Source organism: Siccibacter colletis (assembly GCF_000696575.1).
Taxonomy (GTDB): domain Bacteria; phylum Pseudomonadota; class Gammaproteobacteria; order Enterobacterales; family Enterobacteriaceae; genus Siccibacter; species Siccibacter colletis.
This window is the reverse complement of record NZ_JMSQ01000013.1, coordinates 58,315-74,945: the sequence shown is the minus strand read 5'-3', so window position 1 is coordinate 74,945 and position 16,631 is coordinate 58,315. Positions and strand designations below refer to the sequence as shown.

Genomic DNA, 16,631 nt, shown 5'->3' with positions numbered 1-16,631 from the left:
ATTCCGCTCGCTTTGATGCATGGAATGTCCCGCGTCCTGCGGGCCATACAACAATAATCCTTACCTGAACTCCGCCGCTTAAGGCGTGGTTAAGGTTTTGCTGCAATCGTAGCGGCACACGTTTTTGACAGGCGATATAACGAATGACCACCACCGCACAGGCTAAATCCCCGTTTAGCTGGCCTGCCCTTGCATGGGTTCTGATCTATTTCTGGTATTTCTCAAGCGTTTTACAAATCATCATTCTGGCGTCCGGCTACAGCGGCACCAACGGCCTGCGCGATTCGCTGCTCTACAGCTCGCTATGGCTGATCCCGGTGCTGCTGTTCGCCGGTAAAACCCGGTTGATCGCGGGCATCATCGGGGTGGTGCTATGGGCAGTCTCGATCTGCGCCCTCGCCTACTACGTCATTTACGGGCAGGAGTTCTCGCAGAGCGTGCTGTTCGTGATGTTTGAATCCAACGCCGGCGAGGCGGGAGAGTATTTCAGCCAGTACTTCAGCATGAAGCTGCTGTTAATCCTGCTGGCCTATACCGCTGGCGCGATATTGCTGTGGACGCGCCTGCGCCCGGTAACGCTCTCAGCGCCGTGGCGCTACGGCATTTCTGCGCTGGTGCTGGTGGGTTTGATCGTTTATCCCCTCGCCTGCGACCTGCTGATTAAACACCGTACCCCCGCGAAGGCGGTGAGCAGCCTGACATCGCGCATGGAGCCGGCGGCTCCCTGGCAGATGATCATCGGCTATACCCAGTACCGCACCCAGCTGAACAGCCTGCAGGGCATTCTCGACAAAAACCGCGAACTGCCGCCGCTGGCGAACCTGAAAGACAGCAGCGGCGATGCGCCACGCACGCTGGTGCTGGTGATTGGCGAATCGACCCAGCGCGGGCGCATGAGTCTCTATGGCTATTCACGCGATACCACCCCGGAACTGAAAGCGCTGCGCGACAGCGATCCAAACCTGACGGTGTTCAACAACGTGGTGACATCACGTCCGTACACCATTGAGATCCTCCAGCAGGCACTGACCTTCGCCAACGAGCAGCACCCGGACCTCTACCTGACGAAGCCGTCGCTGATGAACATGATGAAACAGGCGGGATACAAAACTTTCTGGATCACCAATCAGCAGACCATGACCGGGCGTAATACCATGCTGACGGTGTTCTCGAAGCAGACAGATGTTCAGCACTATATGAACCAGCAGCGCACCCAGAGCGCACGTGAATACGATACCAACGTGCTGGCACCGTTTAAGGCGGTGCTCGCCGATCCGGCGCCGAAGAAATTTATCATCGTGCATCTGCTGGGAACGCATCTGAAGTATAAGTTCCGCTACCCGGAGAACTGGGGCAAGTTTGACGGCCAGAAAGACGGCGTGCCGCCGGGCCTGAGCGAGGAACAGCGGGAGGCGTATAACGACTACGACAACGCCAACCTGTTTAACGACCACGTGGTAGCGACGCTGTTCAGGGACTTCAAAGCCACCGACCCCAACGGGTTTATGCTCTATTTCTCGGATCATGGCGAAGAGGTGTATGACACGCCGCCGCATAACATTCAGGGGCGTAACGAGGCCCAGCCGACGCGCCATATGTACACCATTCCGTTTATCGTCTGGACATCGCCGGCCTGGCAGGCAGCCCATCCCCGCGATTTACGCCCTGACGTGGATCGGAAGTACAGCAGCGCTGAGCTGATCCACACCTGGTCGGATCTGGCCGGGCTGCGCTACGACGATTTTGATCCGACGCGATCCCTCGTCAACCCGGCGTTTAAGGAAACCACGCGCTGGATTGGGAACCCGTACAAGAAGAACGCGCTGCATGATTACGACGCGCTGCCGCACGGCGAGCAGCCAGGAAATCAGTAGTAAAAAAAGGCCACCGCAACGGGTGGCCTTTTTGTGTGCTGGCTGGCTACGCGGCCAGCACCGGGCGCACGCCGAGGGTGTGACAGATGGCGTAGCTCATCTCGGCGCGGTTCAGGGTATAGAAGTGAAAGTCCTTCACCCCTTCGCGGCTTAAAATCTTCACCATGTCCATGGCGATGTTGGCACCTACCAGCTTGCGGGTTTCCGGATCGTCGTCCAGCCCGACATACATCTGCGACATCCAGGACGGAATGCGCACGTTGGTCATGTCAGCAAACTTCTTCGCCTGCTTGAAGTTGGAAACCGGGAGGATGCCAGGGATGATCTCGACGTCGATGCCGGTGGCGGCGCAGCGGTCGCGAAAACGCAGGTAGCTCTCGACGTCAAAGAAGAACTGGGTAATGGCGCGGTTGGCACCGGCGTCGATTTTACGCTTCAGGTTAAGCAGGTCAGCCTGGGCACTTTTCGCTTCCGGGTGCACTTCCGGGTAGGCAGCGACGGAGATATCAAAATCTGCGACCTCTTTCAGCAGCGCGACCAGATCGGTGGCGTACAGCTCCGGCTTACCGCTGCCCGGCGGCAGGTCGCCGCGCAGGGCAACGATGTGGCGAATGCCGTTATTCCAGTAGTCGCGCGCGATGCTGCGCAGCTCATCCGGCGAGGCATCAACGCAGGTCAGGTGCGGCGCGGCTTCAAGCCCGGTGCGATCCTTAATGCCTTTGATGATGCTGTGGGTACGGTCGCGCTCGCCGGAGTTAGCCCCGTAGGTCACGGAGACAAACTTCGGCTTCAGGCTGCTTAAGCGATCGATGGAGTTCCACAGGGTCTGCTCCATTTCACTGGTGCGCGGCGGGAAAAATTCGAATGAAACGTTAATCTGGCCCTGCACTTCTGCCAGGCTCTGATTCAGGGCTTCCCGCTGGTTGGCGTGAAAAAAGCTCATACCTTACCTCATCAATCGCTGCGTAATCGTGGTGTGTTTCGAACTTCTATACGTTTAGACGTCCAGATGTAAAAATGACGGAAAAGGGATGCCGCGTCAACCGGTAAATTATTCCGTGACGTGAGTAATTTTCAGCGATGGTGAAAAAGGTTCAGGATGGGGGTGGCAGGATAAAAAAGCGGGCGGGTAAGCTTGATTACCCGCCCGTCATGTGCGATGCCCTACAGCAGCTGCGCCAGACGGTTGATGTCTGACTGGATGGCACCGGCGGTAACGTCGCGGCCCGCACCCGGCCCGCGGATCACCAGCGGATTGTCGCGGTACCAGCGGCTCTCAATGGCGAACACGTTGTCGCACGGCAGCAGCGCTGCCAGCGGATGTTCAGGACGCACCGCCTCGACGCCGACGCGCGCCTTACCGTTGGCGTCAAAGCGTGCCACGTAGCGCAGCACCAGCCCCAGCTCGCGAGCCGCTTCCAGACGCTGCACCATCTGGGCATTCAGCTCATCGCCATTTTCAAAGAAGTGATCCACCGATCCCTCTTCGCACCCGACCGGCACCAGTGACTCAACGCGCACCTGATCCGGCTCGATATCGTAGCCCGCTTCACGCGCCAGGATCACCAGCTTGCGCATCACGTCTTTTCCGGACAGATCAACGCGCGGGTCCGGTTCGGTCAGCCCCTGCTGCCACGCCTGATCCACCAGCTCAGTGAACGGTACCGAGCCGTCGAACTGCAGAAACAGCCATGAGAGCGTACCGGAGAAAATACCGCTGATGGCAAGGATGGCATCGCCGCTGTCGCGCAGATCGCGCACCGTGTGGTTCACCGGCAGGCCCGCGCCAACGGTGGCGTTATACAGCCAGTGGCGACCGGTTTTGGCAAACGCGTCGCGGATCTGGCGATACTTGTTGCTGTTGCTCGCCCCGGCCAGCTTATTGGCGCTGATGACATGGAAGCCGTGGCTGGCGAAATCAAGATACTGATCGGCCAGCTGTTCGCTGGCGGTGACGTCCAGCACCACTAAGTCGTCGTACGGGTGCGCACGCATCCACAGGAACAGCGACTCTTCATCCTGCTCCACCGCTTCATCATTAAAGAAGGCCAGCGCCCGGCTGGCATCCAGCCCCTCGTAGTTGAGCAGGCTGCGGCGGCTGTCCACCACGCCGGCGAGCACAAACTCAAAGCCGGTACGTGCAGACAGAGTATCGCGCTCGCGGGCAAACAGCTCCAGCCAGCGTGAACCGATATTGCCTTTGCCGAACAGCACCAGGCCGATACGCTTTTCGGCGCGGAACAGCGACTGGTGCAGCCCCTGAATCAGGCTCTCTGTCGGCCCGGCACGCAGGACGGCCACCAGACTGATGCCCTCCTCCGACTGCCAGATGTACTCCACCGGCTGATCTTTAAGCTGCTGCCAGAAGCGGTGGCTGTGCAGCGGATTGCGGCACACGCCCGCCCCCACCAGCGCCACCAGTGCCAGCCCTTCGCGCAGCCGCAGCTCACCCGGCAGGTTTGCCGCCTGCAGAATAGCCAGCGCGCTGCCCACCACTTCAGAGGTGTAGCAGAGCTGAAGCAGGTTGCGGTCAGGATGCACGCCGACCGACAACGGACGCACCTGGGCGCGCTGCAGCACCAGGCTCAGCTCTTTTCGCGCCAGTTGGAAATCCTGCTGCGCAGAGACCTGGAATTCAATCAGGCAGACATCGTCATGGCTGGTAACGATACGCGCGCCGGTGCCGGAGGCGAGCACGCGCTCGATGCGGGTGGAACCCTGCTCGGGGGTATAGCTGCAGCGCAGCTGGAGATCGATATCGCTGCCGGAAACCGGCTGCAGGGTGCGGGCGTGCAGCACCGGGGCAGCCAGGCGCGCCAGCTCGCTGGCTTCATCCAGGCGCAGCAGCGGCAGCAGGCAGGCATCTTTCACTTTGCGCGGGTCGGCGCTGTAAACCCCGGCCACGTCGCTCCAGATGGTAACGCGCGACACACCGGCCAGCGCCCCGATCTGGGTTGCCGAGTAGTCTGAACCGTTACGGCCCAGCAGCACGGTTTCGCCGGCGTCGTTGCGGCTGATAAAGCCGGTTACCACGATACGTTTATCGGGGTGCTGTACCAGCAGCTGCTGGAGCAGCGGCCAGGAGAGGCCTTCATTTACCTGGGGCTGGGCGGCGCGCTCGGCGCGCAGAAACTCGCGGGCGTCGAGCCAGGCGGCTTCAATGCCCTGGTGGTTAAGCACGGCGGCCATCAGGCGCGCTGACCAGATCTCACCGTGCCCGACCACTTCGGCATACACAGCATCGGTTACCGCGCCATCCAGCAGGCCCGCGAGGCGTTCGAGATCGCGGATAAATTCGCTGACCAGACCGTCAGAAATGTCGGGAGGTAACAGGCCGCAGATTAATTCACTCTGATAGCGGCGCAGCGCCTGCTGCACCTGATGCGCAGAGAGGCGATCGCTCTGGCTGAGTTTGAGCCAGCTGATCAACTGGTTGGTGGTGCTGCCGGCGGCCGAGACCACCATCATATCCCCCGGCAGGGAATATTCAGTCATGATGCCCGCTACGCGCAGGTAACATTTCACATCGGCAAGACTGCTACCACCAAATTTATGCAGTTGACGACCCTTCGCCCCTGCCTGCGCTGTCACACTCATTTTTACCCCTCGGATGCGACCCGGAAGCCATTTTCCAGGTCAGCGATTAAATCTTCACTGTCTTCAATACCGGTCGAGATACGCAGCAGCGTCTCGGAAATGCCTGCCGCCGCGCGTGCTTCTGGCGCCATACCCGCGTGTGTCATGGTAGCGGCGTGGGAGATCAAACTTTCGACCCCGCCTAACGATTCCGCCAGTGTAAACAGTGACAACCCGCTGAGGAAGCAGCGCAGCGTCTGCTCGTCGCCATCCAGCTCAAAGCTGAGCATGGCCCCGAAACCTTTCTGCTGGCGTGCGGCAATGTCGTGCCCCTGATTTTCCGGCAGCGACGGGTGATAAAGTTTCTTCACCAGCGGCTGGGTTTTCAGGAAATCCACAATCGCCTGGGCGTTACGCTGGGCAACGTCCATGCGCGGCCCCAGCGTGCGCAGCCCGCGCAGCAGCAGGTAGCTGTCAAACGCGCTACCGGTAACGCCTATATTATTCGCCCACCATGCCAGATGAGTGACCGTTTCCGCCTCTTTCGCGATCACCACCCCGGCCACCACATCAGAGTGGCCATTCAGATACTTGGTGCAGGAGTGCAGCACCAGATCCGCGCCCAGCGCGAGCGGATTTTGCAGCGCCGGGCTCAGGAAGGTGTTGTCCACCACGCTGACCGCGCCCGCTTCCCGCGCCAAACGGCAGATTTTCGCAATATCCACCACGCGCAACAATGGGTTGCTCGGACTTTCCACCAGCACCAGCTTCGGTTTTTCTGCCAGTGCCTGCGCTAACGCCGTCTCGTCATTCTGATCGACGAACAGCACGCGATAGCAGCCGCGCTTTGCCAGGCTGTCGAACAGGCGATAGCTACCGCCGTAGCAGTCGTGCGGGGCCACCAGCAGATCGCCGGGGCTCAGGTAAACGGTGGTCACCAGGTGAATGGCCGACATGCCGGTATTGGTCAGCACCGCACCGGCTCCGCCTTCCAGCTCCGCCAGCGCACGCTGCACCACATCACGGGTCGGATTGCCCCGGCGCGAGTAATCGTGCTCGCGCGGTTCATTGAAGCCGGTGAAGTTGTAGGTGCTGGAAAGATGGATGGGCGGGACAACACAGCCATACTGCTCGTCGTCATTCAATCCGCTACGCACTGCGATGGTGGCCTGTTTACGCGTCATGGTGAAGGGCTTCCTGGCAAAATTCCGGATGAAAGAGGGTCACAGAGTAAACACTGCGATAATAGACGTCAATACATCTGGACATCTAAATGTCTTTGCGTATAGATTGAGCAAAAGCACAATTCCCGTTAAAATTATGCGTTTTAGAGCAGTGAAACAGCCAGAAGGCCGCCATCGCGGTGTATTCTACGCTGTACACAACGTGAATTGATGGCTAAGACCGTGAAGATTGTCCGGTTTCAGCCCTACCCTAATGACTAGAGGATTAAAGGTATCTCATGGCTGAATGGAGCGGCGAATATATCAGCCCGTACGCTGAGCACGGCAAGAAGAGTGAACAAGTAAAGAAAATTACGGTTTCCATTCCTCTGAAGGTGTTAAAGATCCTCACCGATGAACGTACGCGTCGTCAGGTGAATAACCTGCGTCATGCGACCAACAGCGAACTGCTGTGCGAAGCATTTCTGCATGCGTTTACCGGCCAACCGTTACCGAACGATGCTGACCTGCGTAAAGAGCGCAGCGATGAAATTCCGGAAGAGGCAAAAGTGATCATGCGTGAGCTGGGTATCGACCCGGACACGTGGGAATACTGAGAAGCGGGAAGTGAGAGCGCGGCGGCGGGCTGTAGTCTGTCGCCCGGTTTCTGTCTCCGGGAACGGAGTACAGATGTGAAAAAGGCGCCTTGCGGCGCCTTTTTTCCAGGCTTATTTCGCGCCCGGGATGCTGAAGCGCTTGTTGAAGCGGTCAACACGGCCACCGGTAGCAACGTCACGCTGCTTACCAGTATAGAACGGGTGGCACTGGCCACAAACGTCCAGGTTCAGATCGTGACCCGCAGTAGAGCGAGTTTTGATAACATTACCGCAAGAGCAGTTTGCAGTAATTTCTACGTAATTCGGGTGAATACCTTTTTTCATGGGAAACCTCTGTTAAGGCCGCGTCGCTCTTCCAGCCCTGACGCCAGACACCACGCGATGTTAATGTATTTTGGTGAGCTTCAACGCGAATAAATCGCATCAAAGGCGGCGAATCATACAGAAAATAGCCACCGGATGCAAACTGATCCGCAATCAGCCCGCGTCAGAGTGTATACTATCCCGCCACTTTTATCAGCCTGGATGACTTCATGCCCGTAGCCCACGTTGCTCTGCCCGTTCCGCTGGCCCGCACTTTCGACTACCTGCTTCCTGATGAGATGCGGGCGGTGGCTGGCTGCCGGGTGCAGGTGCCGTTCGGTAAGCAGCAGCGCGTGGGCGTGGTGGTGTCGGTAAGCGAAACCAGCGAGCTGCCGCGCGAGGAGCTGAAGCAGGTTTCCGAGGTGCTGGATAGCGAATCGCTGTTCAGCCCGTCGGTATGGCGCATGCTTATCTGGGCAGCGGACTATTATCACCACCCTATTGGCGACGTGCTGTTTCACGCCCTGCCGGTGCTGCTGCGCCAGGGGAAACCCGCCAGCGCTGCACCGCTGTGGTACTGGTTCGCTACCGAGCAGGGGCAGAGCGTGGATATCAACAGCCTGAAACGCTCCCCGAAGCAGCAGCAGGCACTGGGGGCACTGCGCCAGGGGCGCATCTGGCGTCACCAGGTGGCAGAGATGGCGTTTAACGATGCCGCGCTGCAGGCGCTGCGCAGCAAAGGCCTGTGCGACCTCAACAGCGAAGCCCCTGCCGTCGCTGACTGGCGGCAACATTTTAGCGTGGCGGGCGACAGGCTACGGCTGAATACCGAACAGGCCACCGCGGTGGGCGCACTGCACAGCGCAGCAGACAGCTTTTCCGCATGGCTGCTGGCCGGTGTCACCGGCTCCGGCAAGACCGAGGTCTATCTGAGCGTTCTGGAAAACGTGCTGGCGCAGGGTCGTCAGGCGCTGGTGCTGGTGCCGGAAATTGGGCTGACGCCGCAAACCATCGCCCGCTTCCGCGAACGTTTTCAGGCACCGGTAGAGGTTATGCATTCGGGTCTGAATGACAGCGAACGCCTGAGCGCCTGGCTGAAAGCCAAAAGCGGCGAGGCGGCGATCGTCATCGGGACTCGCTCGTCGCTGTTTACCCCGTTTAAAGATCTCGGGGTGATCGTAATAGATGAAGAGCACGACAGCTCCTACAAACAGCAGGAGGGCTGGCGCTATCACGCGCGCGATCTGGCGGTATGGCGCGCTCACGCTGACCGCATTCCGATTATCCTCGGCTCCGCGACCCCGGCGCTGGAAACGCTGCACAACGTGCGGCAGCGCAAATATAACCTGCTGAAGCTCACCCGCCGCGCCGGGAATGCGCGTCCCGCCATGCAGCACGTACTGGATCTCAAAGGCCAGCAGCTACAGGCGGGCCTCTCTCCGGCACTGATCAACCGTATGCGCCAGCACCTGCAGGCGGATAACCAGGTGATCCTGTTCCTTAACCGCCGCGGCTATGCGCCCGCGCTGCTGTGTCACGACTGCGGCTGGATTGCCGAGTGCGTGCGCTGCGATCACTACTACACGCTGCATCAGGCGCAGCATCATCTGCGCTGTCACCACTGCGACAGCCAGCGTGCGGTGCCGCGTCAGTGTCCGTCGTGCGGCTCCACGCACATGGTGCCGGTTGGCCTCGGGACCGAGCAGCTGGAGCACAGCCTCGCCCCGCTGTTCCCCGGCGTACCGATCTCTCGTATCGACCGCGATACCACCAGCCGCAAAGGAGCGCTGGAGCAGCATCTTGCCGAGGTGCATCGCGGCGGCGCGCGCATTCTGATCGGTACCCAGATGCTGGCGAAAGGGCACCATTTCCCGGACGTCACCCTGGTATCGCTGCTCGACGTGGATGGCGCACTGTTCTCGGCAGATTTCCGCGCCGCCGAACGTTTCGCCCAGCTTTATACCCAGGTGGCGGGCCGCGCCGGGCGTGCGGGCAAGCAGGGGGAAGTTATCCTGCAGACGCACCATCCTGAGCATCCGCTGCTGCAAACGCTGCTGACTGAGGGCTACGACGCCTTCGCCGATCGCGCCCTGCTGGAGCGCAGCAGCGTTCTGCTGCCGCCCTGGAGCAGCCACGTACTGATTCGCGCTGAGGATCACAACAACCAGCAGGCACCGCTATTTTTACAGCAGCTGCGTAACCTGCTGCAGGCCAGTCCGCTGGCGGATAACCAGCTGTGGATTGTGGGGCCGGTTCCCGCCCTGCAACCGAAGCGCGGGGGCCGCTATCGCTGGCAGCTTCTGCTGCAACACACCTCGCGTCCGCGCCTGCAGCATCTCATCAGTTCCACGCTGGCGTTAATCAACACGTTGCCGGAAGCCCGTAAGGTGAAATGGGTGCTGGATGTCGATCCAATTGAAGGCTGATTCCGGAAGCGGGATCGAAATATCTAATACCCATCACACTTTTAGTGAAAATTCTGTAACAGGCTAATACGAAATCTGCTAAAAATGTGAGCGATATCAGACATTGGGATGGGTCTGCGCCGGCGAGACGCGTGCGAGGAGAGTAAGTTGAAGCCTAAGAAGCAGGTTGCGTCTGCAACCATGAAAGACGTGGCGGTTAAAGCCAACGTATCTACCGCCACCGTATCACGGGCGCTGATGAACCCGGAGAAAGTTTCTCAGGCCACGCGCAACCGCGTTGAGCAGGCCGCCATTGACGTGGGCTATCTGCCACATGCGCTGGGGCGTAGCGTAAAGCGTAACGAGTCGCGTACGATTCTGGTGATTGTGCCGGATATCTGCGACCCCTTCTTCAGCGAAATCATTCGCGGTATTGAAGTCATCGCTGCCGCGCAGGGGTATCTGGTGCTGATCGGCGACTGCGCACACCAGAATCAGCAGGAAAAAACCTTTATCGACCTCATCATTACCAAGCAGATTGACGGCATGCTGCTGCTTGGCTCGCGCCTGCCGTTTGATGCCAGCAAAGAGGAGCAGCGCAACCTGCCGCCGATGGTGATGGCTAACGAGTTTGCGCCCGAGCTGGAGCTGCCGACGGTGCATATCGATAACCTCACCGCCGCCTTCAATGCGGTTCATCATCTGCATGAGCTGGGGCATCGCCACATTGCCTGCATCGCCGGGCCGGAAGAGATGCCGCTGTGCCACTACCGGCTGCAGGGTTACGTGCAGGCACTGCGCCGCAGCGGGATTATCGTTGACCCGCATTACATCGCGCGCGGCGATTTCACCTATGAAGCCGGAGCGAACGCGCTGGAGCAGTTGCTCTCGTTGCCGGTGCCGCCAACCGCGGTTTTCTGCCACAGCGACGTGATGGCGCTCGGCGCGCTCTCGCAGGCGAAACGTATGGGGCTACAGGTTCCGCGCGATCTGTCGATAATGGGGTTCGATAATATTTCACTCTCCGAATTCTGCGACCCGCCGCTGACTACCGTGGCTCAGCCGCGCTTCGACATTGGCCGGGAAGCGATGCTGTTACTGCTTGACCAGCTTCAGGGCCACACGGTGAACAGCGGTTCGCGGCTGCTGGATTGTGAATTGATCGTGCGCGGCTCCACCGCAGCAATTTCCGCTAAGGATTAGTCCTCTTTACGCGGCCCGATATAGTCAAAGCCCCGTCGCTTAAGTAACATGGCGGGCTTATAAATGAAAAATACAGCGAAACGATAGTGGCACAACGAGATTATGTACGCCGCGGGCAGTCGACTCCAGCGCGGCGCAAAAAGAGCACGCCCCGTAAGAAGCAACGAAATACGTCTTCTGTTAATCCGACTATGGTCGCCATCGCGGCAGCTGTGCTGGTGGCCTTTATTGGCGGCCTCTGGTTCATTACCCATCATAAAAAAGAAGAATCTCAGACGCTGCCGAATAAGGTGACGGGCAACGGCCTGCCGCCGAAACCGGAAGAGCGCTGGCGCTATATCAAAGAGCTGGAAGATCGTCAGCCGGGCGTGCGCCAGCCCACCGAGCCGACTGCCGGCGGCGAAATCAAGAATCAGGATCAGCTGACGGCTGAGCAGCGCCAGCTGCTGGAACAGATGCAGGCTGATATGCGTCAGCAGCCGACGCAGCTGACCGAAGTGCCGTGGAATGAACAGACCCCGGCGCAGCGCCAGCAAACGCTGCAGCGTCAGGAGCAACAACGCCAGATCCAGCAGCAGCGCCAGCCTCAGACGGTGACCACGCAGCCGCGTACCGTGCAGCCTTACCAGCAACAGCAGCAGACGCGCCCGGTGAGCGCGCCGCAGACCTCGCGCCCGCAGCCGGTTGAACAGCCGCGCACCGTGCAGCAGCCGAAAGCCGCGCAGACCCAGCAGCCGTATGACGACCTGCTGAAAACTCCGCCGCACAACAACACCGCGCAGCAGAAGCCCGCGCCGGCACCTACCTCAACCGTCACGCCAGAGAAAGAAACGGCGAAGCGTACCGAGGAGAAGAAAGATACCCGTCGCTGGATGATCCAGTGCGGCTCGTTCAAGGGTGTGGATCAGGCGGAAAGCGTGCGCGCCCAGCTGGCGTTTGAAGGTTTTGACTCCCGCGTCACCAGCAATAACGGCTGGAATCGCGTAGTGATCGGCCCGGTTAAAGGTAAAGAGAACGCCGACGACGCCATCAGCCGCCTCAAGATTGCCGGTCACGGCAACTGCATTCGTCTCGCCTCCGGGGGTTGAAACCCCCAAATCCTCCCCCATTTATAATTGAATTCTGCTCCTGAACGCGCATCCGGTCGTTACGCTGCTGACGAACGACCCATAACCCGGTGCCGGGAGCATCTGTTCAGTTAACAAAGGGGTCTGTCAGTGACAACGATAGTAAGTGTACGCCGCAACGGCCAGGTAGTAATCGGTGGCGATGGTCAGGCCACGCTGGGCAACACCGTCATGAAAGGCAACGTGAAAAAAGTTCGCCGTCTCTACAACGACAAAGTGATCGCCGGATTCGCCGGTGGTACTGCCGATGCCTTCACCCTGTTCGAACTCTTTGAACGCAAACTTGAAATGCATCAGGGTCACCTGGTGAAAGCCGCCGTTGAGCTGGCGAAAGACTGGCGTACCGACCGCATGCTGCGCCGTCTTGAAGCGCTGCTGGCCGTGGCCGACGAAAATGCCTCGCTCATCATCACCGGTAACGGTGACGTGGTGCAGCCGGAAAATGACCTGATTGCGATTGGCTCTGGTGGCCCTTACGCACAGGCTGCCGCCCGCGCGCTGCTGGAAAACACCGAGCTAAGCGCCCGTGAAATTGCCGAGAAGGCGTTGGGGATTGCAGGCGATATCTGCATCTATACCAACAACTTCCTGACCATCGAAGAATTACCGTCTAAGGCGTAAGGAATCCCCATGTCTGAAATGACTCCACGCGAAATTGTCAGCGAACTCGACAAACACATTATCGGTCAGGACGCGGCGAAGCGTTCTGTCGCCATTGCGCTGCGTAACCGCTGGCGCCGTATGCAGCTTAACGAAGAGCTGCGTCACGAAGTCACGCCGAAAAACATCCTGATGATCGGCCCGACCGGCGTCGGTAAAACTGAAATTGCCCGTCGTCTGGCGAAGCTGGCTAACGCACCATTTATCAAAGTTGAAGCGACCAAGTTCACCGAAGTGGGCTACGTCGGTAAAGAAGTGGATTCCATCATCCGCGACCTGACCGACTCCGCCATCAAAATGGTGCGCATGCAGTCAATTGAGAAAAACCGCTACCGCGCCGAAGAGATGGCGGAAGAGCGTATTCTCGACGTGCTGATCCCGCCGGCGAAAAACAACTGGGGTCAGTCCGAACAGCCGCAGGAGCCGTCCGCCGCGCGCCAGTCGTTCCGCAAAAAACTGCGTGAAGGCGAGCTGGACGATAAAGAGATTGAAATCAACGTCGCCGCTGCGCCAATGGGTGTTGAAATCATGGCGCCTCCGGGCATGGAAGAGATGACCAGCCAGCTGCAGTCGATGTTCCAGAATCTCGGCGGGCAGAAGCAGAAAGCGCGCAAGATGAAGATCAAAGAAGCCATGAAGCTGCTGATCGAAGAAGAAGCCGCAAAGCTGGTTAATCCGGAAGAGCTGAAAGAGCAGGCTGTCGAAGCGGTTGAACAGCACGGCATCGTGTTTATCGATGAGATCGACAAAATCTGTAAGCGCGGCGAATCTTCGGGCCCGGACGTGTCTCGTGAAGGCGTGCAGCGCGATCTGCTGCCGCTGGTGGAAGGCTGCACCGTCTCTACCAAGCACGGGATGGTGAAAACCGACCACATTCTGTTTATCGCCTCCGGCGCGTTCCAGGTCGCGAAGCCGTCTGATCTGATCCCGGAACTCCAGGGTCGTCTGCCGATCCGCGTTGAGCTGCAGGCGCTGACTACCGACGACTTCGAGCGCATCCTGACCGAGCCGAACGCTTCGGTGACCGTGCAGTACAAAGCGCTGATGGCGACCGAAGGCGTGAACATTGAGTTCACCGAAGATGGCATCAAGCGTATCGCGCAGGCGGCATGGCAGGTAAACGAAACCACCGAAAACATCGGTGCGCGCCGTCTGCATACCGTGCTGGAGCGTCTGATGGAAGAGATCTCCTATGACGCCAGCGATCTCAATGGCACCACTGTGATCATTGACGCAGACTACGTCAGCAAGCATCTCGATGCGCTTGTTGCAGATGAAGATCTGAGCCGTTTTATCCTATAATCGCGGCCTGAGCATATTCATCACTTTTGATGGGGGCTTTCGATACTGCCAGCAGCGTCGGCCCCCATTTTATTTGGCAACTTTATGACAGATACACATGCTGTAAGTCGTCGTCAGGCCTGGCTGGAAAGCCTGCGCCCCCGTACTTTACCCCTTGCCTTCGCCTCCGTCGTGGTGGGTTCCGCACTGGCCTTCTGGCAGGGTGTGTTCGATCCGCTCATTGCGCTGCTGGCCCTGCTGACCGCCGGTCTGCTGCAAATTCTCTCTAACCTTGCCAATGACTATGGCGATGCCGTGAAGGGCAGCGATAAACCCGATCGCATCGGCCCGCTGCGCGGTATGCAGAAAGGCGTTATCAGCCAGACCCAGATGAAACGTGCCCTGGTGGCGACTATCGTCCTCACCTGCGCATTTGGGCTGGCGCTGGTGGCGGTTGCCTGCCGCACGCTGGCAGACGTTGCAGGCTTTCTGCTGCTGGGCGTACTGGCGATCGTTGCAGCCATCACCTATACCGTGGGCACGCGCCCTTACGGCTACATGGGACTGGGCGATATTTCCGTGCTGGTTTTCTTCGGCTGGTTAAGCGTGGCGGGAACCTGGTATCTGCAGGCGCATACGCTGATTGCCGCAGTATTTTTGCCTGCGACCGGATGCGGGCTGCTCGCTGCGGCGGTACTGAATATCAATAACCTGCGCGATATCGAAAGCGATCGCGCCAACGGGAAAAACACCCTGGCCGTGCGCCTCGGCCCGACGGCGGCGCGGCGCTATCACGCCGGGCTGCTGGCTGGCACGCTGATCTGTTTTGCCCTGTTTACCCTCTTCTGGCTGCAAAGCCCGTGGGGATGGCTGTTCCTGCTGAGTGCGCCGATGCTGCTGCGTCAGGCGCGGTATGTGTTGCGCGAAACCACCCCGCTGGCGATGCGCCCCATGCTGGAGCGCACGGTAAAAGCGGCACTGCTGGCTAATCTGCTGTTTTCTTTTGGGATTGTGCTCAGCCAGCTGCGTTTTTAGCTGATTCATATCAATTAACAATTGATGATTTTGCCAACAGTCCGGATTAGGCGATATACTGACAGTCCATGCAGCAACTGAACCTTAAGCCTATGAAATACGATACTTCCGAGCTCTGTGACATCTACCATGAAGATGTTAACGTCGTGGAACCCCTGTTCTCCAACTTTGGCGGACGGTCGTCGTTTGGCGGACAAATCACCACGGTGAAATGTTTTGAGGATAACGGGTTGCTGTACGAACTCCTCGAAGAGAATGGCCGCGGGCGCGTTCTGCTCGTGGACGGCGGCGGCTCGGTGCGACGCGCGCTGATTGACGCTGACCTGGCCCGTCTGGCGGTACAAAACGAATGGGAAGGTCTGGTGGTTTACGGCGCGGTGCGTCAGGTGGACGACCTCGAAGACCTGGACCTGGGTATTCAGGCCATTGCCGCCATTCCGGCAGGCGCGGCGGGTGAAGGTATCGGCGAAAGCGACGTGCGCGTTAATTTCGGCGGCGTCACCTTCTTCTCTGGTGACCACCTCTATGCCGACAACACCGGCATCATCCTTTCCGAAGATCCGCTGGATATCGAGTAATAAAAAAGCCGGGTGGCGATGCTGCCTTACCCGGCCCGATCGTTCTGGCTCTGTTTCCCTAAAGCTTTCGTGTTGTAGCAAGGCGGCAAGCGAATGAATCCCCAGGAACATAGACAACTATGTGACTGGGGTGAATGCGCGCAGCCAACGCCGCTACGGCGCGAAAGATGACGGGAAATTAAACCTCTTCCATTCTGCCCAGCAGTGCCTGCAGGCGCTCCTGCCACACGTGCTGCTGTTCGCGCAGCTGGTGGTTTTCCTGCTCCAGCGCTTCGCGGCTGCCTTGCGCGTTCTGGACATCCTGCGCCAGGCTGTTGTTTTTCTCTTTCAGCTCTTCAATTTCCATCTGCAGCAGCGTGATGGTATCGACCGCCTGCTGTACTTTCGCTTCCAGTTTCTCAAACACTTCAAATGACATCGTCGTACCTCTCCTGAATTGCAAAGCGCCACACGTCCTGAATGCCCGGCAACGCCTTAATGAATGGATGCTCTGCGCAATAGTCCCGATTGTAGGGAGCGCAGCTGTCACTGTCCAGCGGCAAGCCGCGCTGTTAGCGGTTTGCAACATTTTTCAGTCAATGCTGAATGCGCCGCGCCGATTTCCCGTTAGATTGTTATTGTTTTCGTTAACATTTTGTACGCTTTCGATCCGTTTCGTTGCGCATTTGTCCAGTCCGGGAGCGCGAAAACGCTCATTTTCTTGACGCAACACACACATTTAACGTTCGATATTTCTCGTTTTTGTTCGTTAACGATAAATTAACACGATGTCTACACGACATCATGAGCGTCGTTGACGCCTTGCTAAC

14 protein-coding genes are annotated in these 16,631 nt (G+C 58.7%); 9 read left to right on the top strand and 5 right to left on the bottom strand.

From position 1 onward, the window contains the following. Window positions 1-143: 143 nt before the first annotated feature. The gene (locus tag ET34_RS0114890) at window positions 144-1,874 is read left to right on the top strand and encodes a phosphoethanolamine transferase CptA (RefSeq protein ID WP_031523360.1); all 1,731 of its coding nucleotides are present in this window, start codon (window positions 144-146) and stop codon (window positions 1,872-1,874) included. A 46-nt stretch (window positions 1,875-1,920) separates the two neighbouring features. Here ET34_RS0114890 and metF read toward each other — a convergent pair whose 3' ends face one another. From metF to metB, 3 genes are all read right to left on the bottom strand, one after another. Continuing rightward, window positions 1,921-2,817, bottom strand: a complete 897-nt coding sequence (metF, locus tag ET34_RS0114885; RefSeq protein WP_031523358.1) for a methylenetetrahydrofolate reductase — start codon at window positions 2,815-2,817, stop codon at window positions 1,921-1,923. A gap of 221 nt (window positions 2,818-3,038) precedes the next feature. After that, complete coding sequence (locus ET34_RS0114880; protein WP_031523357.1) at window positions 3,039-5,471, bottom strand: bifunctional aspartate kinase/homoserine dehydrogenase II; 2,433 nt, start codon at window positions 5,469-5,471, stop codon at window positions 3,039-3,041. Window positions 5,472-5,473: 2 nt separating this feature from the next. Continuing rightward, complete coding sequence (gene metB, locus ET34_RS0114875; RefSeq protein ID WP_031523355.1) at window positions 5,474-6,634, bottom strand: cystathionine gamma-synthase; 1,161 nt, start codon at window positions 6,632-6,634, stop codon at window positions 5,474-5,476. Window positions 6,635-6,912: 278 nt separating this feature from the next. Here metB and metJ point away from each other — a divergent pair, with 278 nt between their 5' ends. Beyond that, window positions 6,913-7,230: a met regulon transcriptional regulator MetJ gene (gene metJ / locus ET34_RS0114870; RefSeq protein ID WP_031523354.1), complete on the top strand. Its 318-nt coding sequence runs from the start codon at window positions 6,913-6,915 to the stop codon at window positions 7,228-7,230. Window positions 7,231-7,341: 111 nt separating this feature from the next. On the opposite strand, the gene rpmE is transcribed toward metJ, so the two are convergent. Next, window positions 7,342-7,554, bottom strand: a complete 213-nt coding sequence (gene rpmE, locus ET34_RS0114865; protein WP_031523352.1) for a 50S ribosomal protein L31 — start codon at window positions 7,552-7,554, stop codon at window positions 7,342-7,344. Between the two features lie 209 nt (window positions 7,555-7,763). On the opposite strand from rpmE, the gene priA reads away from it, so the two are divergent. From priA to rraA, 7 genes are all read left to right on the top strand, one after another. Beyond that, window positions 7,764-9,959, top strand: coding sequence for a primosomal protein N' (gene priA / locus ET34_RS0114860; RefSeq protein WP_031523350.1), 2,196 nt, complete (start codon window positions 7,764-7,766; stop codon window positions 9,957-9,959). Between the two features lie 147 nt (window positions 9,960-10,106). Beyond that, complete coding sequence (gene cytR / locus ET34_RS0114855) at window positions 10,107-11,141, top strand: DNA-binding transcriptional regulator CytR (protein ID WP_031523348.1); 1,035 nt, start codon at window positions 10,107-10,109, stop codon at window positions 11,139-11,141. Between the two features lie 86 nt (window positions 11,142-11,227). Then, the gene (gene ftsN / locus ET34_RS0114850) at window positions 11,228-12,229 is read left to right on the top strand and encodes a cell division protein FtsN (protein ID WP_072002035.1); all 1,002 of its coding nucleotides are present in this window, start codon (window positions 11,228-11,230) and stop codon (window positions 12,227-12,229) included. Between the two features lie 129 nt (window positions 12,230-12,358). Further along, the gene (hslV, locus tag ET34_RS0114845; RefSeq protein ID WP_031523344.1) at window positions 12,359-12,889 is read left to right on the top strand and encodes an ATP-dependent protease subunit HslV; all 531 of its coding nucleotides are present in this window, start codon (window positions 12,359-12,361) and stop codon (window positions 12,887-12,889) included. A gap of 9 nt (window positions 12,890-12,898) precedes the next feature. Further along, window positions 12,899-14,230, top strand: a complete 1,332-nt coding sequence (hslU, locus tag ET34_RS0114840; protein ID WP_031523342.1) for an HslU--HslV peptidase ATPase subunit — start codon at window positions 12,899-12,901, stop codon at window positions 14,228-14,230. A gap of 84 nt (window positions 14,231-14,314) precedes the next feature. Continuing rightward, window positions 14,315-15,244, top strand: a complete 930-nt coding sequence (menA, locus tag ET34_RS0114835; RefSeq protein ID WP_031523340.1) for a 1,4-dihydroxy-2-naphthoate polyprenyltransferase — start codon at window positions 14,315-14,317, stop codon at window positions 15,242-15,244. Window positions 15,245-15,336: 92 nt separating this feature from the next. Then, window positions 15,337-15,822 (top strand): ribonuclease E activity regulator RraA, encoded by a 486-nt coding sequence (gene rraA, locus ET34_RS0114830; RefSeq protein ID WP_031523338.1) that lies wholly within the window; start codon window positions 15,337-15,339, stop codon window positions 15,820-15,822. A gap of 178 nt (window positions 15,823-16,000) precedes the next feature. On the opposite strand, the gene zapB is transcribed toward rraA, so the two are convergent. After that, the gene (zapB, locus tag ET34_RS0114825; RefSeq protein WP_031523336.1) at window positions 16,001-16,240 is read right to left on the bottom strand and encodes a septal ring assembly protein ZapB; all 240 of its coding nucleotides are present in this window, start codon (window positions 16,238-16,240) and stop codon (window positions 16,001-16,003) included. Between the last annotated feature and the right edge of the window lie 391 nt (window positions 16,241-16,631).